This window comes from Duganella sp. 3397, assembly GCF_031456625.1.
GTDB lineage: Bacteria > Pseudomonadota > Gammaproteobacteria > Burkholderiales > Burkholderiaceae_D > Rugamonas > Rugamonas phyllosphaerae.
Genome location: NZ_JAVDVB010000012.1, coordinates 1 through 24878, shown reverse-complemented (window position 1 = coordinate 24878; position 24878 = coordinate 1). Strand labels below are relative to the sequence as shown.

Below are 24878 nucleotides of genomic sequence, written 5' to 3'. Positions count from 1 at the left end.
ACAAAAACCCGCGCCGGGCGGCTTGAATCCCCCGCCCCACTCGTCCCCTCAAGAAATTTTCCTTCCAACTCATTGATTTTAAATCTCTTTATCGAGCTGGCACGCGGTTTGCTAAGTGTTGGGTAACGTCACAGACGTCTTATCCTCACCCTCGATAAAGGAAGATCATCATGATGACCAATAAACTGCTCGCTCGCCTGATGGTTGCCGCCACCCTGACCGCGGCCGCTGCAACCGGTACCGCTTTCGCAGCGGGTCAACAGGAAGCCGCAATGGCTGGTGCCGCCAAGTCCGGCACTGCTGCCACCGATGAAGCCATTACCAGCAAGATCAAATCCTCGCTGGCCGAACACAAGGAAGTTGGCGTGACCACCACCGTCGGCGTCGTCGTGCTGAGCGGCGCAGTGCCCAGCACCGAAGTCGGCACCAAGGCCATACAGGCCGCCTCGGCTGTGCCAGGCGTGAAGGAAGTCAAGAGCGAACTGACCGTGGCAACCAAGTAAGCGCCACGCTCACCCGTACCACCGATTTTGCAATACCACCGCAGTAGAAGTAAGTAGTTTAGGACCCTTTAGTAGTTTAGGACCCTGTTGTAGTACCCCTTTGTATCACCCTAGTAACTGACCCTTTGCCGGATAGTGTGCGTAGCACTATCTGGCTTTTTTTTGCCTGAATTTTCGAAACATATTTATAGCAGGAAGGTCTGCTTTCGCCCCAGGCTGTGTGAAAACGCGTCCTAAATGTAAACGAGATTCTTTCTGACGCGTTAATAGCTCATCTAACGCCATCAGGAGAGCACGATGAAGCGCTTTGTCGAAGGAACCGACCGCAGCCAGAGTGTTCTCTTTCCCGAGCATCTGGACGACTATGTTGCAGAAGACATTATCGTTCGGATCGTGGAGGCATTCATCGAAGCGCTTGACCTCAAGGGGCTTGGCTTTGCCGGTGCCGAGCCTGCGCGCACCGGTCGCCCGTCCTATCATCCTGCCGTTCTCCTTGGGATCTACATCTACGGCTACCTCAATCGTATCCAGTCCAGCCGACGCCTGGAGCGCGAAGCCCAGCGCAATGTCGAACTGATGTGGCTCACCGGCAGGCTATCGCCGGACTTTAAAACCATCGCTGATTTTCGCAAGGATAACGGCCCAGCTATCTGCAAGGTATGCCGTCAATTCGTTCAGGTATGCCGCCGGCTTGATGTTTTCTCAGACAGCAGCGTGGCAATCGATGGCAGCAAGTTCAAAGCGGTAAATAATCGCGACCGGAACTTCACCAACAACAAGCTCGAAGCACGTCTGGAACAGCTCGATGAAAGCATCAAGCGCTACATGGAGGAACTTGATCGCGCAGATCGCGATCCTGCGCTTGTCCCTGCAACTCGCGTAGTGCGCATTAAAGAAAAAATCGCAGGTCTGAAAGAGCAGATCGAAAGCCTGGGCGAACTCGACAAGCACTTAAAGCAGGCACCAGATCAGCAGATCTCGTTGACTGATCCTGATTCACGCTCGATGTCGACCAGCGGACGAGGCACAGCCACTGTCGGCTACAACGTGCAATCTGCTGTCGACACCAAGCATCACCTGATCGTGGCGCATGAAGTCACCAACATAGGAAATGATCGCGCACAGCTTGCATCAATGGCCAAGCAAGCTAACGAGGTACTCGGCAAGGAGCATCTGGAAGTGTATGCCGATCGTGGTTATTACAGCGCCCCCGAAATTTTGGCGTGCGAGGAGTCGGGCATGGTGCCGTTAGTTCCTAAACCACTCACTTCGGGCAATCGTGCAAAGGGCTTCTTCGATAAACGCGACTTCCGATATCTGTCCGAAAGCGATGAGTTCCAATGTCCTGCCGGAGAGCGGGCAATTCGACGATTCAGCACAGTTGAAAAAGGGCTGCTGTTTTATAAATACTGGTCGTCATCTTGTCCCAAGTGCCCGATCAAATCCCAGTGCACCACGGGGACAAATCGCCGCATAGCCCGCTGGGAACATGAAGATGCCTTGGATAGGATGAGCAAGCGATTGGCTGAGCGTGGAGACGTAGCGAGAATCAGACGGCAAACTGTCGAACATCCTTTTGGCACGCTCAAAGCTTGGATGGGAGCGACGCATTTCCTAACTCGAACTTTGCCGCGCGTGAAAACAGAGATGAGCTTACATGTTCTCGCCTACAACTTGAAACGCATGGTGAACATCATGGGGCATCACGGGCTGAAAGCGGCGCTGATGGTGGCGTGAGCCCTTTTTTAACTTCTACTCGGGCGCCAGAGAAAATCAGCACTTGCACGGCGCGGCCGTTCGCGGCACAGAAACTCGGGTTTTCACACAGCCTGGCCCCAAAGCGGCCAGTCAAGACACCGTCTGCAGCAGGCTTCGGTCACACAAGTCGACTTTCCGCTCATTGTCAGTCGCAGCGAGAGAGTCAAAAACTCATCGCTAACGCAGCTCATCTATATATATTGCTGGGTAATCCGACTGCCAAAGGTCTGGATCGCGCATATCCCATCCAGCAGCTCTAGCGGTCTCGATCAGGCCCTCCTTGTTAAACCGGTCCCTAATTCTCCGCTTGCCATAATTTGAGGTGCTTTCGATCCCTAGACGCTCGCCCTTTTCGAAAAATTCCCATTGGCTACCGTCTTTGAACGCCCGCACATATCGGATTTCCTGTCCTAAGCGGTAAATCCTTAAGTCATTAATGGAGTACTTAACCTCCAATCCGCTCGTCCGCAGGCTCAAGCAGTCCGCATGAAGTTCCCTTGCCAACATGTTGACACCCGTGTACCAACCGTCACTCATATTCGCAATGAAGACACAGCGATCAGCGTACGCCCGTGGCCGATAGATTAAGGCGGTGGCAGGATGCATCCCACCAGCTTGCGGCTGGCCAGCGCGCGCCCGGCTGAGATCGGCCCTGCCGATGCTTACCTTGTACCCTCCGATCTGTTCACGGTCGCTGAAGCAATCGTGGACCACCGCTACCATAATGTCGAAGTCGACGTTGAAGCACGTTAGGGCGAGAAGTTCAGCAGTGTCGGCCAGGCCTTTTACGAATTGTTCCATGTCTGCGACTCCCTCTGACTGTCGGATTCGTGTATTTCGAGTTTGCGGGTATTCTTATCGATGTCCGGTTTTAGCCGGTACCGGCCCATGGCGTTCAGGATAGCAGCTTGCCCTCCTGCAAAGCTCACACATACTTACCATGGACCGGAGCCGCCCCAACGAGGACCTTCAGACGTTGGACGAAGGCGTCCGCAGGGGTGCTCGGTCAGACCGATTCGCGCGAATTGATGCGCGAGACTCCGCGATCGCGGACCATGCAGATTGATCGGTTTCAAGCTCAGGAAATGCCCGAACCGCTGGGTTAATCAGGTTGACAATGATTCCCCCCATCGCTTCGCCAAAAGCACGCTTAATGATTTGTTGTTCCTGTGGCGAAAGACCCGCGATAGCATCGAAAATAACGGCGTCAAGAGCCGCCATCGCATCAATTCCACCATCGCGAATTAGTCGCGCGGAATCTACCGTAGGAAAAGTCATGCAGTCATTCTCCTCATCGTGACCGTATCTGTTTTGTTCATCAGACTCTTGCATAACACGTCCGGCCGAATGACCGCTCCTGGCCGCACTTGGCCGATGAGCAAGGATACCATGTTGCACAAATGAAAAGTTCACCAATTACCACATTGCTTTCGGATGCGACCGCCGCCAGTCAAGCGCATAGTAGAGCTTCAATCCAGGAGGTCTATCATGAACAATCCAGTGAAAGGTTCCGCGTGCCACAGTACGCCGTGGAACAAGGGAAAGTTGGTGGGGCAGAAAGCACCGCTTCGCGTAAGCGAAATCTGGGCTATTCGCGTTCGTTTGGAAATCTTCGGCAGAGCCCGAGACTTGGCACTCTTTAACTTGGCCATTGACAGCAAATTGCGCGGCTGCGACTTGGTCCAGCTGCGCGTCAACGATGTCTGCCATGGAGGCCATGTGGCAGCGCGGGCCAGCGTGATGCAACAGAAGGCCAAGCAACCCGTCCAGTTCGAACTTACCGCAGGAACCAGGAAGAGCTCGGAGGACTGGATAGCGGCCGCAGCGCTGCGCCACGGCGATTTGTCTTTCCCAGTCGAATCTCGGAATCGCCGGACCTTTCGACTCGGCAGTACGCACGTATTGTCCACCAATGGTTCGACGAAATAGGGTTAGACCCGACGCCATACAGCACGCACACGATGCGCAGGACGAAGCCAACATTCACCTACCGGCGCACAAAAAATTTGCGAGCGGTGCAGCTGTTGCTGGGCCATACGCGCTTGGAGAGCACCGTACGATATCTGGGTATCGAAGTCGATGACGCTCTCGAAATGGCCGAGCAAACGGATGCCTGGGAACACGGGGGACGCTAGAAGTCGCCCCATAACGGTCATCTGTTAAAGTAATGTGGGAAATCCAGACTGGATTCTTAACTCTCGCATAAATCTGCGGCCTTGACTGTTAAACAGGATGCACCTATGAACGACCAAACCTCTACCGTATTGCGCACCGAGCACACTGGGCTGACTGTCGCGTCGATCAATGGCGTACTTGATTTCTGGACTGAGGTCCTCGGCTTTCAACTCGTGTACCGCAAAGAGCTTGGCGGTGGGCACGCGATGGAACAAGTGGTCGGGGTGTCGGGGGCTTACTTGAGAAACGCTCTCCTGGAGGGTCCCGATGGATATAGAGTTGAGCTGATTGAGTACGATTCGCCGGAAGACCGCGTGGTTTTGAAACAACGTCCATGCGACGTCGGTTCGGCTCATTTGACGTTTGCCGTGACCGATCTTCGCGCAATGCTAAATCGCATGGCCCCTTATGGATGGACGGCAACCGGCGAACCGCAAACTGCGCCTAGCGGAACAATCATGGTCTACACCCGAGGACCTGACGGCCACACCATAGAACTTATGCAACATCCGGAGTGAACTGCCTGTCGGTGAATACTTTAAGTCGGGAAAATTCTCACTAACTGTAACTCTACAGGATTTAAAAAATGGCCCTGCCACTCAGCGCTCAGCGAGATTTGTGCGCGATCGCCATCAGCGCGCGTTTAGCCTGGCTTTTTTGCAGGTACTCGCAGGTACTCATCTGCTTACTCCAACGAGCGCTGCCGATAAATGCCGATGAAGTGATCCAGGGCTAGCCGCTGCACATCGGTCAGCACGCGATACGGCACCGGCATTGCACCGGTTTTCTGCGCAAACAGATAGCCTGCCGGATACTCGTGTATGGCGACCAGGTCGGACCAGGGCACAGTCACCACGCCGGACTTCGCACTGCGCACAATGCGAGTGCTGTCTATCCTGAAATCACATGCGCCCACTCGCAGCACCTTGAACAGGAAAATGGGCGGCGCAAACAGATAGACGAAGCAGCGCAAGGTCCACGCATCGCGACGGCCGAGAGTTTTGCCCTGCCCGGCTTTGACGCGCGCAAAATCGGCAACAGAGTGCGCAGCCACGATGGCCAGGTACTCGGCAAGCCGGTAGCTGACGTGAAATTCGACCGGGCTATCGCCCAGAACTCCGGCTTGATCTTTTTGCATGCAGAACTCCGGTTAATCAATCCCCAGGATGGACGGCACCGCTTCGTTCAACTGCCCGACCAGTTCCGCATCCATGTACTTGTACTCGTCAGGAATATCGAGCACATGCACCTGCCTGAAATCGAGCAGCCGGGTGTATTCGGCCTTCAGGCGCGACTTGTGTTTTTCTTCCATTACCAGGATCACGTCGGCCCAGCGGATATCGTCTTCGGAGACGTGGTGGCGGGCATTGGGGCTGGTGCCACCGGAGCGAACATTGAGCTCGGGATGGCGGCGCCACAGCGTTTCTGCGGTCGGACTGCGCCACTGGTTTTTGCTGCAGACGAACAAGACGTTGGTTTTTTGCTGGGCTGGTGGTTTCATACGGTTCCAAATGAAAAAGGCCGGCCTCCCCGCAGGAGGCCGCCCTTTTATATTGGGTCCCCGCCTGCGCGGCGGTCCGCCGATGCGGAACGACGGGGCAATGCCCACAATGCAAGATTTTTACAAGTCAGCTCAGGTTTTCCAGGCGGATCTTGGTGACCGTGCCGTGCACCGTGGTCAGCGCTTCCATCTTGGCAATCGCTGCGGTGACATTCTTTTCCTGGGTCTGGTGCGTGAGGAAAATGATGTCGGTGCGGGTTTCGCCTTCGGCTGGTTCCTTTTGCATCATGGCGTCGATCGAGATGGTGCCGTCGGCCAGGATGCGGGTCAGGTCGGCCAGTACGCCCGGCTGGTCTTCCACGTTCATGCGCAGGTAGTAGCTGGTGGTCACTTCCGACATCGGCAAGATCTCGATGTTGGTCATGGCGTTGGGCTGGAAGGCCAGGTGCGGCACGCGGTGCTCGGGATCGGCCGTGGCCAGGCGGGTGATGTCCACCAGGTCGGCGATCACGGCCGAGGCGGTCGGCTCGGATCCCGCGCCCTTGCCCGAGTACAGCGTGGCGCCGACGGCGTCGCCCTGCACCAGCACGGCGTTCATCGCGCCTTCCACGTTGGCGATCAGGCGTTTATTGGGGATCAGGGTTGGATGCACGCGCAGTTCCACGCCCTCTTTGCCGTTCACCGTGGCGCGCTTGGCGATGCCCAGCAGCTTGATGCGGTAACCGAGTTGCTCGGCGTAGCGGATATCGACGGCATTGAGTTTCGAAATGCCTTCCACGTGGGCCTTGTCGAACTGCACCGGGATGCCGAAGGCAATCGCCGACATGATGGTGGCCTTGTGGGCGGCGTCCACGCCTTCGATGTCGAAGGTCGGGTCGGCTTCGGCGTAGCCCAGTTCCTGCGCTTGCTTGAGTACGGTGGCGAAATCGAGGCCCTTGTCGCGCATCTCGGACAGGATGAAATTGGTGGTGCCGTTGATGATGCCGGCCAGCCATTCGATACGGTTGGCGGTCAGGCCTTCGCGCAGCGCCTTGATGATCGGGATGCCGCCAGCCACGGCCGCTTCGAACGCCACCATCACGCCCTTCGCTTGCGCGGCCGCGAAAATTTCGTTGCCATGCACGGCCAGCAGCGCCTTGTTGGCGGTGACCACGTGCTTGCCGTTGGCGATCGCTTGCAGCACCAGCGCCTTGGCTTCGTCGTAGCCGCCGATCAGCTCAACGACGATATCGATCTCGGGATCGTTGACGATGTCGAACGGGTCGGCCACGACTGTGACTTTGCCGCCGGTGCGCTCCTTGGCGCGCTCGAGGTTGCGGGCCGAGACGGCCACAATTTCGATACCACGGCCGGCGCGGCGGCGGATTTCTTCCTGGTTGCGTTCAAGGACGTTGAACGTACCGGAGCCGACATTGCCGACGCCCAATAAACCTACTTTGATCGGTTTCATATAAATCGTTTCTATAGATTGCAGAGGTTATACAGTGGCGCCGTGACGCTTGCGATAGCTTTCCATGAACTTGGCCATGCGGCCAAACGCTTCCGTCATATCGTCCGCATTGGGCAGGAACACGACGCGGAAGTGATCCGGCGCGATCCAGTTGAAGCCCGAACCCTGGACGATCAGCACTTTTGTTTCAGCCAGCAGCTCGTAAGCGAATTGCTGGTCATCCGCAATCGGATAGATTTTCGGATCGAGTCGCGGGAACATGTACAGCGCCGCTTTTGGCTTGACACAAGTGACGCCCGGAATATCGGTCAGCAGCTTGTGGGCCAGGTCGCGTTGCTTCAACAGGCGCCCGCCCGGTCCTACCAGGTCTTGTATCGACTGGTAGCCGCCGAGCGCAGTCTGGATCGCAAACTGCCCCGGTGCGTTGGCGCACAAGCGCATCGAGGCCAGCATGTTGAGGCCCTCGATATAGTCCTTGGCATGGGATTTTTCGCCCGACACCACCATCCAGCCGGCGCGGTAGCCGCAGGCGCGGTAATTCTTCGACAGGCCGTTGAAGGTGACGAACAGCACGTCGTCCGCCAGCGAGGCGATCGAGACGTGCTGGGCGCCGTCGTACAGCACCTTGTCATAGATTTCGTCGGCGTAGATGATCAGCTGGTGCTGGCGCGCCAGCTCGATAATCTCGAGCAGCAGCGACACCGGGTACAGCGCGCCGGTCGGATTGTTGGGGTTGATCACGACAATCGCGCGCGTGTTGGACGTGATCTTGCTGCGCATGTCCTCGATGTCCGGGTACCACTCCTGCTGCTCGTCGCAGACATAATGCACTGGCTTGCCGCCGGACAGGCTGACGGCCGCGGTCCACAGCGGGTAGTCGGGCGCCGGCACCAGCACTTCGTCGCCGTTGTTGAGCAGGCCGTTCATCGACATCACGATCAGCTCGGACGCACCGTTGCCCAGGTAGATGTCGTCGATGGTCACACCGGCGATATTCTTGCTTTGCGTGTAATGCATGATCGCCTTGCGCGGCGCGAACATGCCCTTGGAATCGGTGTAGCCGGCGGCGTTGGACAGGTTGATCTTCATGTCCTGCACGATTTCATCGGGCGGGTCGAAGCCGAACACGGCCAGGTTGCCGATGTTGAGCTTGACGATCTTGTGACCTTCTTCCTCCATCTGGCGTGCTTTTTCCGGCACCGGGCCGCGGATCTCGTAGCAGACTTCCGCCAGTTTGTTAGATTTTTGAATCGGTCGCAAAATAAAATCCTGTTCAGGTGAAGCAAAACGCTGCGGTCTGCCAAATCGGCGCTACCGCCTTGCTGCATTGCGAAAATAACGATTGTGCCGAAAGCATCCCATTTAATCAACCTTTGAGGGGTGTCAAACAGGGGAAAGACGGTAGAATGACAGACTTCCGCAGCATTCTTGCAGACATCACCATGAAGCTCCATCAAAGCGATACCCAAAAGTACCAAACCATCACCGGCTACGACCAGACCGGCGTGGAAATCAACGCCCAGCGCTATAACTACAGCCTGGTCGTGCTGCCCGAGATGCCGCCGCGCGCCTGGAACGCGCCCACGTTCGAGTCTCTTACCGTAGAGCATTTCGACCTGATCGGCGCCGACGATCCCGACGTAGTGATCCTGGGCACCGGCGCCCGCCAGCGGTTCATCCACCCGCGCCTGACTGCCGCGCTGACCTTGCGCCGCATTGGTGTCGAGTGCATGGACAGCCAGGCCGCCTGCCGCACCTATAACATCCTGATGGGCGAAGGCCGCAAGGTGGCGCTGGCGCTGATTATCGACACGGCCGAACAAACTACCGCTTAGTTAATAACCCCCTTACACCCTTGCAATCGCGCCGCCCGTCCCCATATCGCAGCAACACAGACCGCGCCGCACCGGCGCCACGCAACCCCCAGGAGAACGTCTTTGGCTGATAGCCCATCCCCCGTGACCGATTTTTCCGCCGCCATGACGGGCGCGCAGACCTTCCAGCTGGCCGGCCGTCCGGCGCGCCACACGGTACTGTTCTTCTATCCCAAGGACAACACGCCGGGCTGCACCACCGAGAACATCGCCTTCCGCGACCTGCACGAGCAATTCCAGGCGGCCGGCACAGAAATCTACGGCGTCAGCCGCGATTCGCTGCGCTCGCACGAGAGCTTCAAATCCAAGCTGGGCCTGCCTTTCGAGCTGATTTCCGATCCCGAGGAAGCGCTGTGCGAACAGTTCGGTGTCATGAAGATGAAGCAAATGTATGGCAAGACCGTGCGCGGCATTGAGCGCAGTACGTTTGTGATTGACGCTAACGGCCAATTGGTGAAAGAATGGCGAGGCGTGAAGGTTGCTGGTCACGTTGATGAAGTGCTGGAATTCGTCGCGCGTCAAGCCTGATGCCGCACTGGCCCAGGCAGGCGCGCAGCGGTCCGGGAGTCGCTTAACCGTTGCAGTACCATGCGTATTCACCAATCTTGAGTCTACACTGTCAATCAACCACCCCTCACTGGTGGCCCACCGGCCACCATGCAGTCCTACCACCGGGCGAGATGTGTGCCCATCGGCAGTCTTGTTTCCTGCTTTACCCAGCATCCACCCCATCCGGTCCCAACGCTTTCCGCTTCCACGCGGCCAAGCGCGCTGCGCCTATGGGCGGATTCCTCCAGATATTTTTCGATTGAGATCCTGATGCCACTGCCAAAATTACCGAGTAAGCCTGCGACTATACTGCCGGCAAAAGATTACCCCCAAGCCACTGCTCAGCGCCCCGTGTCCGCCATCGCGGCAGCCGCTGCCCAAGTCGTGGAGTTAGCACCCGCTCCGGCGCCGAAGAAAGCGGCGCCTGCTGTCAAAGCGGTTCCTGCACCAAAAGTCGTGGCTGTCCCGGCGCCTGCTGCGCCAGTGGCCAAAGCGCCAGCCAAGACCACCAGGTCGAAAGCGGTTGCCGCCGTACTGAAGGCTGCGCCGGCCGTGTTGAAGGCTGCTGCCGAGGCTGCCCCTACCGTAGCTCCGGTCGCCAAGCTGGCGCCAGTGCCAACGCCTGCTGCGCCAACCGTGACAAAACCGGTCGCCAAGACCAAGGCTGCGCCATCGCGCTCCAAGGTCACGCCGATCGCCGCCGAAGCGCCGCATCCGACCAAGCACAAGGCCAACGAATCGGGCATCAAGTCGTCCACCAGTCGCAATGCGGACCAGGCCGGCACCACCAAGCTGTTCGTGCTCGACACCAACGTGCTGATGCACGATCCGTCGTCGCTGTTCCGCTTCGAGGAACACGATGTGTACCTGCCGATGATGACGCTCGAAGAGCTGGACAACCACAAGAAGGGCATGACCGAGGTGGCGCGCAATGCCCGCCAGGTGTCGCGCACGCTCGACGCGCTGGTCTCCAACACCGACGACGACGCCATCGAAAGCGGTATCTTGCTCTCCAAGCTCGGCAACAAGGACGCCAAGGGCCGCCTGTACTTCCAGACCCGCATGCAAACCGCCGACCTGCCGCTGGGTCTGCCGGTGGGCAAGGCCGACAACCAGATCCTGGCCGTGGTGCGCTCGCTCGAAGCGGACCAGCCGGGCCGCGCCATCGTACTGGTGTCGAAAGACATCAATATGCGCATCAAGGCGCGTGCGCTGGGCTTGCCGGCCGAGGATTATTTCAACGACCACGTGATGGAAGATACCGACCTGCTGTACTCGGGCATCATCCAGCTGCCGGACGATTTCTGGAACAAGCACGGCAAGGATCTCGAGTCGTGGCAGGAAAACAAGAACGGCCAGAGCGCCACGTTCTACCGCGTCACCGGCCCGTTCATCCCGTCGCTGCTGGCCAACCAGTTCGTGTTCCTCGAGCCTAAAAACGGCGAAGCGCCGTTCTACGGCCAGGTCAAGCAGATCAACGGCAAAACCGCCGTACTGCAAACCCTGCGCGACTTCAGCCATAACAAGAACAACGTCTGGGGCGTGACCGCGCGCAACCGCGAGCAGAACTTTGCCCTGAACCTCTTGATGAACCCGGAATGCGACTTCGTCACGCTGCTGGGCCAGGCCGGTACCGGCAAGACCCTGCTGGCCCTGGCTGCCGGTTTGGCACAAGTGCTGGAAACCAAGCTCTACAACGAAATCATCGTCACCCGCGTGACGGTGCCGGTCGGTGAAGACATCGGTTTCCTGCCCGGTACCGAGGAAGAAAAGATGTCGCCATGGATGGGTGCCTTCGACGACAACCTCGAAGTGCTCAACAAGTCCGATACCGACGGCGGCGAGTGGGGCCGCGCGGCAACGCAGGACCTGATCCGTTCGCGCATCAAGATCAAGTCGCTCAACTTCATGCGCGGCCGCACCTTTGTCAACAAGTTCCTCATCATCGACGAAGCGCAGAACCTGACGCCCAAGCAGATGAAGACCCTGGTCACGCGCGCGGGTCCCGGCACCAAGATCCTGTGCCTGGGTAACATCGCCCAGATCGACACGCCGTACCTGACCGAAGGCTCGAGCGGCCTGACCTACGTGGTGGACCGCTTCAAGGGCTGGGCGCACAGCGGCCACGTGACACTGGCGCGCGGCGAGCGTTCGCGTTTGGCCGATCACGCCAGCGAAGTGCTGTAAGTAAACAACGTCGTCACAAAAAACCCCGCCGGCAGCGCTGCCGGCGGGGTTTTTTTATGCCTGCCGCGATGGTAGCGATTAAGGCTGGCCTGCTCCTGCCGTGGTGGCGGTGGTAGCAACTGCAGTGGCGCCGTCGCCGATGTAGCGATTGATGAAGCGGTACACGGTTTCGCCCCACTTGATGTTGTTGCTTTCCTTGGACCAGCCGTGGCCCTCGCCCGTCATCACCATCCATTCCACGGTATTGCCCTGTTTGAGCAAGACGTCGCGCATTTTTTCACCGTGGATCAGCGGCACCCGGCGGTCTTCGCTGCCGTAAGCCATCAGGACCGGGGCCTTGATCTGGTCGGCATGGCCGATGGCGGAGACCTTGGCGAAGTAGGCATCGTCGGTTTTCGGATCGCCGTGCATTTTCGCGCCGACGTTGTCCATCACGGGGCCCGACATGTCGGACCAGTTCACGGTAAACAGCATCTTGACGTCGGTCACGCCCACCCAGTTGATGCCGCACTTGTACAGGTCGGGGTTTTTCACCAGGCCGTACATGGTGGCGTAGCCGCCGTAGCTGGCGCCGATGATGCACACGCGGTTGCGGTCGACCACGCCCTGCTTGACCAGCGTCTCGATGCCATCGGTGATGTCGTCCTGCATGGCCAGGCCCCATTGCTTCCAGCCGGCGACATGGTGTTTCCAGCCGAAACCGGTGGACATGCGGAACTGCGGCTGCAGCACGGCAAAGCCGCGCGAGGCCAGCATTTGCGTGATCGGGTCGAAGCCGTAGCCGTCGCGCGCGTGCGGGCCGCCGTGGATGTAGGCCACCAGCGGCAGCGCCTTGGCCGGGCGGCCTTCGGGCAGGGTCAGGTAGGCCGGTATGCTCATGCCGTCGCGCGCCTGATAGCGGATCACGGTCTGCTCCGACAACTTCTTGCCTTCCAGTTCAGGCTTGACGCTGTAGAGCGGCTCGAGCGTCTTCTTGGCGGTATCGAAGTGGTAGAGCTTGCCGACATTGCTGGTGCTCGAGGTGAACACCACGGCATGGGTGCCGCTCCACTGGAACCGCACGCGCTCGCCCGGCAGGCTGGCGTCGAGCATGGCCTGCAGGCGGGCATAGTCCTCGTCGAAATAATACATTTCCGGCTTCATGCCCTGCACCGACACGCCCACCACTTTTTTGCGGGTTTCGTCGAAGATCAGGCCGGCCGGGATATCGGCCTCGGGGTGTTCCGCGATCAATTCGCCGGCGGTATTGCTGGCCGTATGCCATATGTGCACACCCGCCTTGTCCCGGCCATTGAAGCGGCCCGCAACAAACAAGGTCTTGTTGTCGAAATCGAAGCCCAGTGGATTCATGTCCTTGCCTTCGTCGAGGTAAGCCTTGTAGATTGCTTTCCACGGTGCTTTCTCGTCGTCGCGCAGGTACACGGTCTGGATGATGCGCTTGCTGCTGTCCTCCACCGTCATCGACGATGCCACCCGGATCACGTTGTCATGATCGAGCACCCAGCCGCTGACCGCGCCCGGATTGTTAAAGGTGAGCAGCGCCATGCGGCCGTTGGTGGTATCGAGGCGGAACACGTCGCTGGCGCCGAGGTCGGCATCGCGGCCGCGCTCGTTGTTCACCACGATCAGGTCGTTGCTGTCGCCACCGACGCGGGTCAGCACCGAGACCGGCTTGTAGGGCTTGTTGGCGCTGGTCGCTTCCTTGATGCTGATGACCAGCTTGCGAAAGCTGGTGCCGTCGCTGTTGACCGCGAACAGGCCGCCACCGGTCTGCTTTTCCATCACTTCTTCGCCGCCCTTGTTGATGCTGAACACCAGCCGGCGATTGTTGACCCAGATCGGATTGGCCACGTCCCATTCCGGGTCGGAGGCCACCACGGTCGAGGCGCGCGTGTCGAGATTGATCACCGCCAGCACGAAACGGCCGTTGCGCGGCGTCAGCACGGCCATGTTCTGGCCGTCGGGCGACAACACCGGGGCGCCGCTGAACTCGGCTTTTTTGAAGAAATCGGCGATGGGAATGGAGGCGTCGGCCTGCGCCACGGGGCTATAGGCGCCGGCGGCCAGCAGCAAGGCGCCCAGCACGGCGGGAATGATGCGTCGATTCAAAACTGTCTCCTCGATTCGGGAACAAAACACTGGAACGGTCGAAGGCGCCGTGACCTCGCGGTCACGGCGCCTTCGGTCCTGCCGCGATTAGTTGAAGCTGTAATCGGCGGTCAACTGGAAGTAACGTCCCATGGCGCTATGCAGCGGCGCGAAGTAGTTGGCGCCGTCGTTCGGGTGGAACGGCGGCTTGCGGTCTAAGGCGTTCTGAATCGCAAAGCTCAGCTTGGTGTTCTTGAAACCGCTGTAGCTGCCGCCCAGGTTGACCACGGTGAACGACGGAATGCCGGTGCACAGTTGCGGGTAGCCTTCGGTCGCCATCACGCACTCGGTGGTACGGTCCGCCACCGAAGCCATCTTGCCGACGAAAATGGTGTCGGCCGACAGCGCATACGCCGCCTTCTTCCACGCCAGGCCCAGGTTGGCCTGGACCGACGGCGTGCCACGGGTGCCCGCATATTCGATCAGGTCCGAGGTTGGCGACGGCGCGCTCTTGAACGACTGCGTGTAGCTCACGTTCAGCGTTGGCGTGAGCACGCCGTACTCGCCCATGTTCAGGCGGCCCGTCAGTTTCAGGTCGGCGCCACGGATCTGGGACACGGCCACGTTGGTCAGCAACATACGGATGTTGGTGATTTCACCGGCGGTGGCGCCGGCCAGACGGTCGGCATCGGTCAGCGCGGCGCGGGTGATGACAGCAGCAGGATCGTTGGCATAGCGGCCGGGATCGGCCAGCACCTTGGACAGGTCGTAGGTGCCGATTTCATCGACACGCTTGATCTGGAACAGGTCCAGCGTCGCCAGGAACGACGGGCTCGGTTCCCATGCCACGCCCACCGTGTAGCTCTTGGCCGTTTCCGGCTGCAGCGCCGGGTTGGCGCCGCTCTGGTACGCGCTCGAACCGCTGCAACCGAGGGTAAATCTGGCGTTGCAACGGAACGGATCGCGGAACGACAGGAACGCGTTGCGCACATCGGTCGAGTTTTCCACCAGGGTCGGCGCACGGAAGCCTTCGGCGTACGTGCCGCGCACCACGAACGACGACGTGGCATTCCATTTCAGGCCCACTTTCGGCGTGGTCGAATTGCCGTAGTCCGAGTAGTGGTCATAGCGCAGCGCCAGCTGGGCTTCCAGCGACGGCAACACTGGAATCGTCGATTCAGCGAACATCGACGAAATGCGGCGGCTGTTCGAGAAGCCGGGCGGCAATTGCGCCTGGTGATACAGCTCGCCTTCAACGGCCAGCGGATCGGGATTGGTGGACAGCGTTTCGCGACGCAACTCGGCGCCCACTGCCAGGCCAACCGCACCGGCCGGCAGGTTGAACAACTCGCCGGACACCTTGCCGTCGATCTGGGTCAGGCCCGACTTGAAGCCGTTGGACGGGTTGGCGGTGATCGTGCTGTACAGCGCCTGGTTGGCGGCGCCGCCACCGAACAGGAAGGTGCCCTTGTTGTACGCGTCGATGAACGGCGTGGCCAGGATGGCGCTGGTGTTGCGCGACGTGACCTTGCTGTCGGTACGCAGCAAGGCGGTTTCCCAGTCCCAGTTCTTGAAGTCGCCCTTGACGCCCACCAGGTAGCGGCCGAAATCGGTCGTGTTGTTCTGGCCCTGGCCCGGGAAGTCGCGCAGCGATGCACGCACGCGCACGGTGCCGTTGCCGCCGGCCAGGGTTTTGCCGTCCGGTCCGATCAGCTCTTTCGGATACTGCGGGTGGGTGATCGGCAACGCCCCGGTCGGCTGGCCGTTCTGGCCAGCAAACCAGTGCAGCAGGCCGGTGACGGTGGCCTTGTTGCGGTTGAACATCAGCTCACTGAACACGGTGGTGCTGGCGGTCGGCTGCCAGGTCAGGCGGCTGGTGAGGCCGAAACGGTCGGTCTTGCCGGCGGAATTGATCGAGCTGTCCTTGTAATCATCGAACACGCAAGCCTGGCCGGTGGACGTGGCGCCCAGCACGCGCGAGGCCGGCGCCAGGCGGTCGGCCGGGCAGTTGCTGTCGAGCGTACGCGAGGTGAGCGCATTGGTCGCCTTGTCAGTCCAGTAGATATTGCCCGGAGACGTGTACAGCGAACGGTTGTCCTTGTAACCGTAGGCGCGCAGGTCCTGGGTGCCCAGGTAGTCGTCGCGGTTGTACATGTACATCGGATCGCGCTGGCGCACGTCGAGGGTCACATAGGCATTGAAGTGGTCTTCGACCAGGCTGCCCTTGCCGAAGCTGACGGTTGCGCGTTTTTGCTTGCCGTCGTTGCGGCTGGACTCGCCCAGCGAGCCGCCCAGTTCCAGGCCTTCGAAGCTGTCGCGCAGGATGATGTTGACCACGCCGGCCATCGCTTCCGAGCCGTAAATCGCCGAGGCGCCATCCTTGAGAATTTCGACCCGTTCGACCGCGCCGACCGGGATCGAATTGAGGTCGACAAAGGTGGTCTGGAATTCGGGCTGCGCATACGGCGCCAGGCGCCGGCCATTGATCAGCATCAGGGTAGCCTGGCTACCGAAGCCGCGCAGGTTCAGACCGGCGGCGCCGGCGCTGAAACCGTTGGTGCGGTTTTCGTCGATGCCGCCCACGTTGGCGGAGATGGTGCGCAGCACCTCGTTGAGCGAGGTGGCGCCGCCACGGGTGAGTTCGTCGCGGGTGATGATCTGTACTGGCGATGCGGTTTCCAGGGAAATGCGACGCACGTTGGAACCGGTCACATACACTTTTTGTACGGCAGGATTGCTGTCGTCGTCAACCTTGGCCTGGGCCACCGGCTTGGCCGCCAGATTGGCGTCCTGTGCATGAGCAAGTTGTGCCAGCAGCGCCGTACCGGCAAAAGTCCCGATCGCCAACCGCACCAAGATGACACTGGTTTTCTCTTTTAATAACATCGCTCTTCCCTTTTATGCAGTCAATTTTTTATAAGTTACAGCCCCGACTCCAGCGATCACAACCATTACTGGCAAACTACTTACTACCAATAATGATTCCGTAAAAGCAAGAATATTTATTATGCAGCCGAAACTGTTTCAATCAGTTACAAATATAATTTAATGTCGCTTTTTATCCACTATCCCGCATTTTTCTTATTTATTATGGAATTTCAAAAAATTATCTTTATATTTTATCGTGCTTATAAGAATTAAATTCAATCTTGAATTTGCACCGTCGTGAACAAAACTCACCAATTTGGCGCATGCCTTGGTGCATAAGATGAAAATTATTGGAGGGAGCGAGGAGGTGGAAGCAGCCGGTTTTTCCACAAGAATGACGAAATTGCTTGAAACGTGGCAGCGACTGTACGACACTGAGACTTCAAGTCGTTGATTCTCCTGAAGTTGGACCCGGCCGAGGTGACACGATGGACATTCCAATTCTGATCCAAAAGCACGGCGGCAGCCGGTACGGCGTGACCGTGCCCGACATCCCCGGCTGCACCACCAGCGGCGAGACCGTGGACCGCGCCATGAGCAACGCCACCAAGGCCATTTACGGCCACGTCGGGCAACTGGTCGAACAGGGCAAGGCCTTCGAACTGAAGGCCTCCGAGGTGGAATACCTGTCGCGCGAACCGAGCTACGCCGACGGCATCTGGGCGCTGGTCAGCCTCGACCTGGCGCGACTCGACGATCCGCCGCTGGGCTAAAAACCGGCGGCACGCTTGACCTTTCCACCACTGGAACCCTTACAGTATGATGATCCCAACCTGTCAGGAGAACATCATGTATCAGCTACAAGTGGAAGAAATGACCTGCGGCCATTGCGTCAGCGCCGTCACGCGCGCGGTGCAGGCGGTCGATGCGGCGGCCACGGTGGAAGTGGATTTGGCCAGCAAGACGGTGCGCATCGACAGCGGCGCCGACCTGGCGCCGATCAAGGCGGCGATCGTTGATGCCGGCTTTCCGGTGACGGCTTAAACCTCAGCCGTCAAGTTCCGGGTACCGGCGGAAGATGCCATCTTCATTGAACGGTATCCGGCGCTTCGACGCCAAGTAGGCGGCGATGCGCGGCCGCGCAGCCACCGCGTCGTGCAGCTCCACCAGCCGTGGCCAGGCGTGCTCCTGGCGCGCCATTGCGTTGGGAAACGCGTAGCGCAAGCCGGCCAGCAGCTGGAACAGCGACAAATCCACGTACGACAGCCGTGAACCCACCGCATAGGCGCCGCGTCCCCGGTTGTTGGCCAACACTTGCTCGAAGTAGCCGAGAAATTTCGGAATGCGCTCGGCAACGAAATCCTGCGCCCGCACCTTGGCGGCCTTTTGCTGGTCTTCGTAATAGAGATTGGTCGAGAGCGGGTGATGGGTGTCGTGCGCTTCATTGACGATGTCGGCAATCGTCAGTTGCAGCTGGTTGGCCCACAGCCGTCCTGCTTCGGCGCGCGGCGCCAGGCCGTGCCGGGCGCCGAGAAACAGCAGGATGTTAGCGGTCTGGCCGATCAGCAGTTCGCCCGCGCGCAGCACCGGCGGCGCAAACGCCGGATGATCCACCTCGTCGAAATCGAGGCTGCCCTGCAGCGCAGGCATACCCTTCTTTTGCCGCGCTACGTCCTCGTAAGCCACGCCCGCCTCCTCCAGCGCCAGTCGCACGAATTCGCCACGCCCTTGCAGGTTGGGCCAATAGTAGAGTTGGTAAGTGAGTTGGTATGGTGTCGTCATGCCCCGATGCTAGCACCGCCCGCAAAACCGCCGCGCCAGCTTCGGGAACAGCTTACGCCGGATCACCGAGGCTTTGCAGGATCGGGCAATCGGGCCGGTCGTTGCCCTGGCAGCAGCCGGCCAGCGTTTGCAAGGTGTCGCGCATCTCGGTCAGTTCGGCGATGCGCTGATTCAAGTCTGCCACGTGGCCCAGCGCGATGGCTTTGACGTCCGCGCTGGCGCGCGCCTTGTTCTGCCACAGCGACAACAGCTCGCGGATCTGCTCGAGCGAAAAACCCAGCGACCTGGCGCGCTTGACGAAGCGAAGCACGTGCAGGTCGTCCTCGCTGTAGATGCGGTAGCCGGCGTCGGAGCGCCGCCCGGGCGGCACCAGGGCGATGCTCTCGTAATAGCGGATCATCTTGGCGGTGATGCCGGACGCTGCGGCGGCCTGGCCGATATTCATGTGGCGCTCCCTCGGTGGTTGGCGGGTTTCCAGCGGCGCAGCAGCAGCGCGTTGCCGATCACGCTGACCGAGCTCGCCGCCATGGCGGCGCCGGCCACCACGGGGTTCAGCAAGCCCAGCATGGCCAGCGGAATACCCACCAGGTTGTAGATGAACGCCCAGAACAGGTTCTGGCGAATCTTGCTGTAGGTGCGGCGCGAGATCTCGATGGCGTCCGCCACCAGCACCGGGTCGCCGCGCATGAGGGTAATGCCGGCCGCCTGCATGGCCACGTCGGTGCCGGTGGACATGGCGATGCCCACATCGGCCGCCGCCAGCGCCGGTGCGTCGTTGATGCCGTCGCCCACCATCGCGACCTTCGTGCCCGTGGCCTTCAATGCGGCGATTCTAGCGGCTTTGTCGGCCGGCAGCAAATTGGCCACCACCGTATCGAGGCCCAGCAGCTTGCCGACCGCCTGGGCGCTGCCCTGGTTATCGCCGGTCAGCATGACGGCAGCAATGCCCTGCGCCTGCAGCCGGGCAATCGCCGCGCGCGCACCGGGCTTGACCGGATCGCTGAAGGCGAACAGGCCCAGCAATTCCTTACCGGACGCCAGCCACGAAATGGTGTGGCCGCCCTGCTCCAGCGCCTGCGCCTGCGCTTGCAGCGGCGCCAGGTCCACGCCCTCTTCGCGCATCAGGCGCGTGCTGCCCAGCCGCAACGCCAGCCCATCGACGTTGGCCGCCAGGCCACGTCCCGGCAAGGCGGTCACGCCGCTGGCAGCCAGCGGCGCCGACTGGCGGGCAGTTGCCGCATCCAGTACGGCCCTGGCCAGACTGTGTTCGCTGCCAGCCTGGATCGCCGCCGCCAGTTGCAGCAAGCGCTCTTCGGCCACACCATGGGCATGGATGGCCGCCAGCGCCGGCTTGCCTAGCGTCAGTGTGCCGGTTTTATCGAACACCACCGTGGTCACCGCGTGCGCCACCTCCAGCGCTTCGGCATCCTTGATCAGGATGCCGTAACGCGCCGCCACGCCGGTGCCGGCCATGATCGCGGCAGGCGTGGCCAGGCCCAGTGCGCAGGGGCAGGCGATCACCAGCACCGCGACGGCGTTGATGATCGCCGTTTGCAGGTCGCCGGTGGTCCCCCACCAGCCCAGCAAAGTCAGCATCGCCAGTGCCAGCACCACCGGAACAAAAATGGCGCTGACCTTGTCCACCAGGTGCTGGATCGGCGCCTTGGCGGCCTGTGCATCTTCCACCAGCCGGATAATGCGCGACAGCGTGGTTTCTGCGCCCACGGCGCTGGTGCGCACCAGCAGCACACCGGCACCATTGACCGCACCGGCCGTCACCGGCTGGCCAACATGTTTGCTCACGGGCAGGCTCTCGCCAGTGATCAGCGATTCGTCCACGTCGCTGGCGCCTTCCAGCACCACGCCGTCCACCGGCACCCTGGCGCCGGGGCGGATCACGACCAGGTCGTCCAGGCGCACCTGGTCCATCGGGACGTCGTGCTCCTGGCCGTCTCGGCGCACGCGGGCGGACTCGGGGCGCAGCACTTGCAGCCCGCGGATGGCCGCAGCCGTTTGCCGTTTGGCGCGCGCTTCGAGCCACTTGCCCAGCAAGACCAGCGTGATCACGACGGCCGAGGCCTCGAAATACAGGTGTGCCATGCCGCCGTGGTCGGCCAGCAGCAGGTATACGCTCAGGCCATAGGCAGCGCTGGTGCCGAGGGCGACCAGCAAATCCATATTGCCGGCGCCGGCCCGCAGCGCTTTCCAGCCGGCCCGGTAAAAGCGCCAGCCGAGCCAGAACTGCACCGGCGTCGCCAGCGCCCATTGCACCATGCCCGGCAGCGTCCAGTGCAGGCCGGCCCATTCGAGCAGCATCGGCAGCAGCAGCGGCAGCGACAGTGCGGCGGACAGCAACACTTTCCAGCCATCGCGCGCCGGTGCAGTGGTATTGGAGGGTGACGTGCTGTCATGGTGGGCCACCGTGGCCGGGTAGCCGGCCGCATCGAGGGCGGCGACCAGGGCCGCTGGTTCCACGCCGCTGACCTTGATGCGCGCGCTTTCGGTGGCCAGGTTGACGCTGGCGGCATGCACGCCTGGCACTTTTTGCAGCGCTTTTTCCACGCGGCGCACGCACGAGGCGCAGGTCATGCCCTCGATGCCCAGGTCGATGTCGGTGGTGACCAGCGCAAAGCCGGCTTTTTCCACGGCGGCCTGCAGCGGCGCCAGCGCAATCGGCGCGCTGCTGGTCACGCGCGCCGTATCGGTGGCCAGGTTGATGCTGGCGTCATCGATGCCGGCAACGCCGGCCAGCGCCCGTTCGACGCGGCCGGCGCACGAGGCGCAGGTCATGCCATCGATGCCGAACGACAAACTGTATTGAGCGGACTGTTGCATGTCACGGCTCCTGTGTGGATGAAGAATACCGACAGGATCGACTATCCAACGATGGGAAGGTCAAGCGAAATTACGCACCGGGCCCGTTTTGACCTTCCTAACGCACTTCGCAATCGACGTTGCCGGACTTGCCGGACGCCGTGGTGGATGGGCTGGCGCCCGCCCCATTGATGCTGAAGCTGGCCGGCGGCTTGAATGGCAGGCCGGGGTTGGTCGGCACCAATATGGGCGGCATGGTAAAGCTCGACGTGTAGCCGAACTGGCCGGCAGCAAAAGTGAGCGTGCCGGCAGGATTGCTTACCGCGATCTGTCCGGTGGTCACCGACGTGTACAGGCCTGGCGCCAGCGTTGTCCCCGCCGGCGTCACGGCCGGGGACGACGGCGAGCGCGGCACAGTGTAACCACCGGCGCCGATATACTCGGCCGTGAAAAAAGTGCCGCGAATGCCGATGGTGGCGACCGGGGTTTTCAAGCTGAATTTCTCCTTGTTGCGCTTGCCGAGCAAGCCCGACAGCGAACGCAAGCCGCCCTTGACCAGGTTGAAGCTGGCCTGGTCGGCGTCAGGCTGGTCGGCCTGGTAGGTGAACTTTTCCACGACAAACGTGGTGGCCGGCTTGAGGGTGATTTCGCTGTCGTCGATAAATTTCACCAGCGCATAGGTGTTTTTCTCGGTAATGAGCGTATCGCCCGACTCCACTTCGGATTTCACCGACAGGATCTTGACCTTGCCGTCGGCCTTTTTCGCCATCATCGGGCCGCTCACCTGCGTCACCGTGCCGGCGACCTGGGCGAACGCGTGCAGGCTGATGCTCATCAGCATCAGCCACAGCATGGCGCTGGCCAGCATCGACCTAGTTGCAATAGGATTTCTTGATACCGCTTTTGGATTCATCTGTTGCTTCCTTCGTCGATTCTGTCGATGTCGTGTTCGTCAACAGCGGGCTGCTCACGGTGTTGGACGTATTGACCTGGTTGAGCGGGTTATACGTGTCGGCCAGAGCGGCCACGGCATTGCTCGGCAGGCTCACTGTTGCGGGGGGGATAACCGGCGTGGTCACCGGCACGCCGACCATGACCGAGGCCGGCACGCGCACCGTGCCATTTGGCGCCAGCAAGGTGACGGGTGCGCTGCGGCTGTTGATGCGCACGGTATCGGCGGCCGTCAGATCGCCATTCTTGGCCAGCACATTGATCCCGCCCGCCGCCAGCACATCGACGGTGGCCGCGCCGGCAAACGTCACGCCGGTGCCAGCCGTGACCGCGACCGTGCGCGTGGCATTGATGCGTGCGCCGTCGCCGAAGCGCACGTCGGTACTGGCGTCGATGGTAACGTCATTACCGCTGATGGCGCCCTGCACGTTGACGGGACTGTGCGCGATCAGCGTGACGTTGCCGCCGTTGCTGGTGATGGCATGGCTTTCGACGCCGCCCGTGCTGTCGATACGCACATCGCCGCTGCCGGTGGCCAGGCTGCCCAGCACCAGCAGGTCTGGCGCGCTGGTCGTCGTCAGGACAATGCCGCCCGCGCCGCTGTTGCTGGCGCTAAAGCTTTTCAGACGATTGCCGGCGTCGTTCAGTACCGTGCCGGTCTGCGATTGCGTTGCCAGGCTGCTGGCCACCAGGGCGCCGCTCTGGCTGATGGCGCCCGTGCCGGCGCTCAGATTGATGGCATTGGCCGTCAGGGCGGCAAAGCGCAGGTCGCCGCTGGCCTGGGTAATCGCCAGGTTGCCGCCAACGTTGATGGCGCCGCCGCTCTGGCTGAAGCTGTTGCTGACCGTGACATTGCCCGCACCGCCGAGCAAGCCGCCGCTTTGTACGTAGTTGGCCGCGCTCAACGCCCCATTGACCAGCAGGCTGCCGCCGGTCAGGTTCAGGCCACCGCGCGAAGTGAAGCTGTTGAGGACGGTGTCGCCGGCTGCCGCCGAGTACACCACGGTGCCGGTGCTCGCTGCAAAATCGGCTGCCAGGACGTTGCTGCCGCTTGGCGCCACGCCGCCTTCCCAGTTGGCAGTGTCGCTCCACAAGCCGCCGCTGGCGCCGATCCAGGTCGACAGGGCGCGTTGTGCAATGTTCGCCTGCGCCACGCCGCTGTTGGACGCCAGTGTGTAGTTACCGGCGTCGCTGCCAGCCAACTGGAAGCCGCTCACCGCCACGGCCTTGCCCGTACCAAAGTTGCGGTCGGCAAAGACGCCACTGCCGCCAGCCAGGCTGACCGCATCCTGCCCGATCACGCCGGCCACCGTGCCGCTGACGGTGGCCGCCTGGGTGCCGTCATACACCTTGTCGCTGGCGCTGACGGTGTTCAGGGTCAGTGCTGCGCGGGCAATGCTGGCGGTGGTCACGCCAGCGGTATCGAGCAAACGGTAATTGCCGGCATCCGCACCGGAGAGGGCCAAGCCCTGCACCGTCACAGCCTTGCCGCTGCCCGCATTCTTGTCGGCAAAGGATGCACTGGCCGAGGCGCTCAAGGCATCGCCGGCGACTCGGTCGTCACTGATCGCCACCCGGGCGCCGGTGCTGCCGTCATATACCTTGTCGTTACCGGTAAAGCCCAGGGTCAGGACGCGCTGCGCGATGGTGGCGCTGGTGGCGCCGGTGGTCGAGGACAGCACGTAGTTGGCAGCGTCGGTGCCGGACAGGCTGGCGTTCTGTACCGTCACGGCCTTGTTGATGCCGGCGTTCTTGTCGGCAAAGGCGCCGGTAGCCGTTGCGGTCAGCACGTCTCCGGCAACACGGTTGTCAGTCATGCCGACTGCGGCGGCAGTGGTGCCGTCGTAGGTCTTGCCGTTTGCCGTGAAGCCCAGCGCCAGCGCGCGCTGCGCGATGGTGGCGCTGGTGGCGCCAGTGGTCGAGGACAGTACATAGTTGGCGGCGTCGGTCCCGGACAGGCTGGCGTTTTGCACCGTTACGGCCTTGTTGACGCCGGCGTTCTTGTCGGCAAAGGCGCCGGTAGCCGTTGCGGTCAGCACGTCTCCGGCAACACGGTTGTCAGTCACGCCGACGGTGGCGGCAGTGGTGCCGTCATAGGTCTTGCCCGCTGCCGCGAAGCCCAGCGCCAGCGCGCGCTGCGCGATGGTGGCGCTGGTGGCGCCGGTGGTCGAGGACAGCACGTAGTTGGCGGCGTCGGCGCCAGAGATGCTGGCGTTTTGCACCGTCACGGTCTTGTTGATGCCGGCGTTCTTGTCGGCAAAGGCGCCGGTAGCCGTTGCGGTCAGCACGTCTCCGGCAACACGGTTGTCAGTCACGCCGACCGTGGCGGCAGTGGTGCCGTCATAAGTCTTGCCGTTTGCCGTGAAGCCCAGCGCCAG

The 24878-nt window shown here is 61.0% G+C and carries 21 protein-coding genes and 1 pseudogene; 9 read left to right on the top strand and 13 right to left on the bottom strand.

Annotated features, from left to right (window positions below):
* Nucleotides 1–170 precede the first annotated feature (170 nt).
* Nucleotides 171–503: a BON domain-containing protein gene (locus J2X54_RS25080; protein ID WP_310184521.1), complete on the top strand. Its 333-nt coding sequence runs from the start codon at nt 171–173 to the stop codon at nt 501–503.
* A gap of 297 nt (nt 504–800) precedes the next feature.
* Nucleotides 801–2240: an IS1182 family transposase gene (locus tag J2X54_RS25075; RefSeq protein ID WP_310184519.1), complete on the top strand. Its 1440-nt coding sequence runs from the start codon at nt 801–803 to the stop codon at nt 2238–2240.
* A 198-nt stretch (nt 2241–2438) separates the two neighbouring features.
* On the opposite strand, the gene J2X54_RS25070 is transcribed toward J2X54_RS25075, so the two are convergent.
* Together J2X54_RS25070 and J2X54_RS25065 are read right to left on the bottom strand one after the other, a co-directional pair.
* Complete coding sequence (locus J2X54_RS25070) at nt 2439–3062, bottom strand: hypothetical protein (RefSeq protein ID WP_310184517.1); 624 nt, start codon at nt 3060–3062, stop codon at nt 2439–2441.
* Between the two features lie 168 nt (nt 3063–3230).
* Entirely contained in the window at nt 3231–3539 is a 309-nt protein-coding gene (locus J2X54_RS25065; RefSeq protein WP_310184515.1) for a hypothetical protein, read from the bottom strand.
* A 210-nt stretch (nt 3540–3749) separates the two neighbouring features.
* Between J2X54_RS25065 and J2X54_RS25060 the strand changes: the two are divergent.
* Nucleotides 3750–4396 (top strand): annotated as a pseudogene (locus J2X54_RS25060) (tyrosine-type recombinase/integrase).
* A gap of 105 nt (nt 4397–4501) precedes the next feature.
* Entirely contained in the window at nt 4502–4954 is a 453-nt protein-coding gene (locus J2X54_RS25055; protein ID WP_070246640.1) for a VOC family protein, read from the top strand.
* Between the two features lie 167 nt (nt 4955–5121).
* Here the strand turns inward: J2X54_RS25055 and J2X54_RS25050 are convergent, their stop codons facing one another.
* The 4 genes from J2X54_RS25050 to J2X54_RS25035 all read right to left on the bottom strand — a co-directional run bounded on the left by J2X54_RS25050 (nt 5122) and on the right by J2X54_RS25035 (nt 8647).
* Nucleotides 5122–5574 carry a YcxB family protein gene (locus tag J2X54_RS25050; protein ID WP_310184512.1) on the bottom strand — a complete coding sequence of 151 codons (453 nt, stop codon included), beginning with the start codon at nt 5572–5574 and terminating at the stop codon, nt 5122–5124.
* A 12-nt stretch (nt 5575–5586) separates the two neighbouring features.
* Nucleotides 5587–5937, bottom strand: a complete 351-nt coding sequence (locus J2X54_RS25045) for a phosphotyrosine protein phosphatase (protein ID WP_310184510.1) — start codon at nt 5935–5937, stop codon at nt 5587–5589.
* Between the two features lie 127 nt (nt 5938–6064).
* Nucleotides 6065–7387 carry a homoserine dehydrogenase gene (locus tag J2X54_RS25040; RefSeq protein ID WP_310184509.1) on the bottom strand — a complete coding sequence of 441 codons (1323 nt, stop codon included), beginning with the start codon at nt 7385–7387 and terminating at the stop codon, nt 6065–6067.
* Nucleotides 7388–7414: 27 nt separating this feature from the next.
* Nucleotides 7415–8647: a pyridoxal phosphate-dependent aminotransferase gene (locus tag J2X54_RS25035; protein ID WP_310184508.1), complete on the bottom strand. Its 1233-nt coding sequence runs from the start codon at nt 8645–8647 to the stop codon at nt 7415–7417.
* Between the two features lie 182 nt (nt 8648–8829).
* Between J2X54_RS25035 and J2X54_RS25030 the strand changes: the two genes are divergently transcribed.
* The 3 genes from J2X54_RS25030 (at nt 8830) to J2X54_RS25020 (ending at nt 11997) form a co-directional block, all read left to right on the top strand.
* The gene (locus J2X54_RS25030) at nt 8830–9222 is read left to right on the top strand and encodes an Mth938-like domain-containing protein (protein ID WP_310184507.1); all 393 of its coding nucleotides are present in this window, start codon (nt 8830–8832) and stop codon (nt 9220–9222) included.
* Between the two features lie 102 nt (nt 9223–9324).
* Complete coding sequence (locus J2X54_RS25025) at nt 9325–9789, top strand: peroxiredoxin (protein ID WP_267875804.1); 465 nt, start codon at nt 9325–9327, stop codon at nt 9787–9789.
* Nucleotides 9790–10080: 291 nt separating this feature from the next.
* Entirely contained in the window at nt 10081–11997 is a 1917-nt protein-coding gene (locus J2X54_RS25020; RefSeq protein WP_310184500.1) for a PhoH family protein, read from the top strand.
* A gap of 78 nt (nt 11998–12075) precedes the next feature.
* On the opposite strand, the gene J2X54_RS25015 is transcribed toward J2X54_RS25020, so the two are convergent.
* On the bottom strand, nt 12076–14106 hold the full coding sequence (locus tag J2X54_RS25015; protein WP_310184497.1) for a S9 family peptidase: 2031 nt from the start codon (nt 14104–14106) through the stop codon (nt 12076–12078).
* An 87-nt stretch (nt 14107–14193) separates the two neighbouring features.
* On the bottom strand, nt 14194–16971 hold the full coding sequence (locus J2X54_RS25010; RefSeq protein WP_310184494.1) for a TonB-dependent receptor: 2778 nt from the start codon (nt 16969–16971) through the stop codon (nt 14194–14196).
* Nucleotides 16972–17441: 470 nt separating this feature from the next.
* Between J2X54_RS25010 and J2X54_RS25005 the strand changes: the two genes are divergently transcribed.
* Both J2X54_RS25005 and J2X54_RS25000 read left to right on the top strand, forming a co-directional pair.
* A complete protein-coding gene (locus tag J2X54_RS25005) occupies nt 17442–17726 on the top strand; it encodes a type II toxin-antitoxin system HicB family antitoxin (RefSeq protein ID WP_070246648.1) in 285 nt (94 codons plus the stop codon).
* 76 nt (nt 17727–17802) lie between these two features.
* Nucleotides 17803–17997 carry a cation transporter gene (locus J2X54_RS25000; protein ID WP_310184492.1) on the top strand — a complete coding sequence of 65 codons (195 nt, stop codon included), beginning with the start codon at nt 17803–17805 and terminating at the stop codon, nt 17995–17997.
* Nucleotides 17998–18000: 3 nt separating this feature from the next.
* On the opposite strand, the gene J2X54_RS24995 is transcribed toward J2X54_RS25000, so the two are convergent.
* From J2X54_RS24995 to J2X54_RS24975, 5 genes are all read right to left on the bottom strand, one after another.
* Nucleotides 18001–18735 carry a glutathione S-transferase gene (locus J2X54_RS24995; protein WP_310184489.1) on the bottom strand — a complete coding sequence of 245 codons (735 nt, stop codon included), beginning with the start codon at nt 18733–18735 and terminating at the stop codon, nt 18001–18003.
* 52 nt (nt 18736–18787) lie between these two features.
* Nucleotides 18788–19180, bottom strand: coding sequence for a Cu(I)-responsive transcriptional regulator (gene cueR, locus J2X54_RS24990; protein ID WP_310184488.1), 393 nt, complete (start codon nt 19178–19180; stop codon nt 18788–18790).
* A complete protein-coding gene (locus tag J2X54_RS24985; RefSeq protein WP_310184485.1) occupies nt 19177–21570 on the bottom strand; it encodes a heavy metal translocating P-type ATPase in 2394 nt (797 codons plus the stop codon). The genes cueR and J2X54_RS24985 overlap by 4 nt, the downstream gene beginning before the upstream one ends.
* Before the next feature lie 97 nt (nt 21571–21667).
* Nucleotides 21668–22417: a FecR family protein gene (locus tag J2X54_RS24980; RefSeq protein WP_310184483.1), complete on the bottom strand. Its 750-nt coding sequence runs from the start codon at nt 22415–22417 to the stop codon at nt 21668–21670.
* Between the two features lie 4 nt (nt 22418–22421).
* A partial coding sequence (locus J2X54_RS24975; RefSeq protein ID WP_310184481.1) for a YDG domain-containing protein occupies nt 22422–24878 on the bottom strand: 2457 nt, incomplete at its 5' end.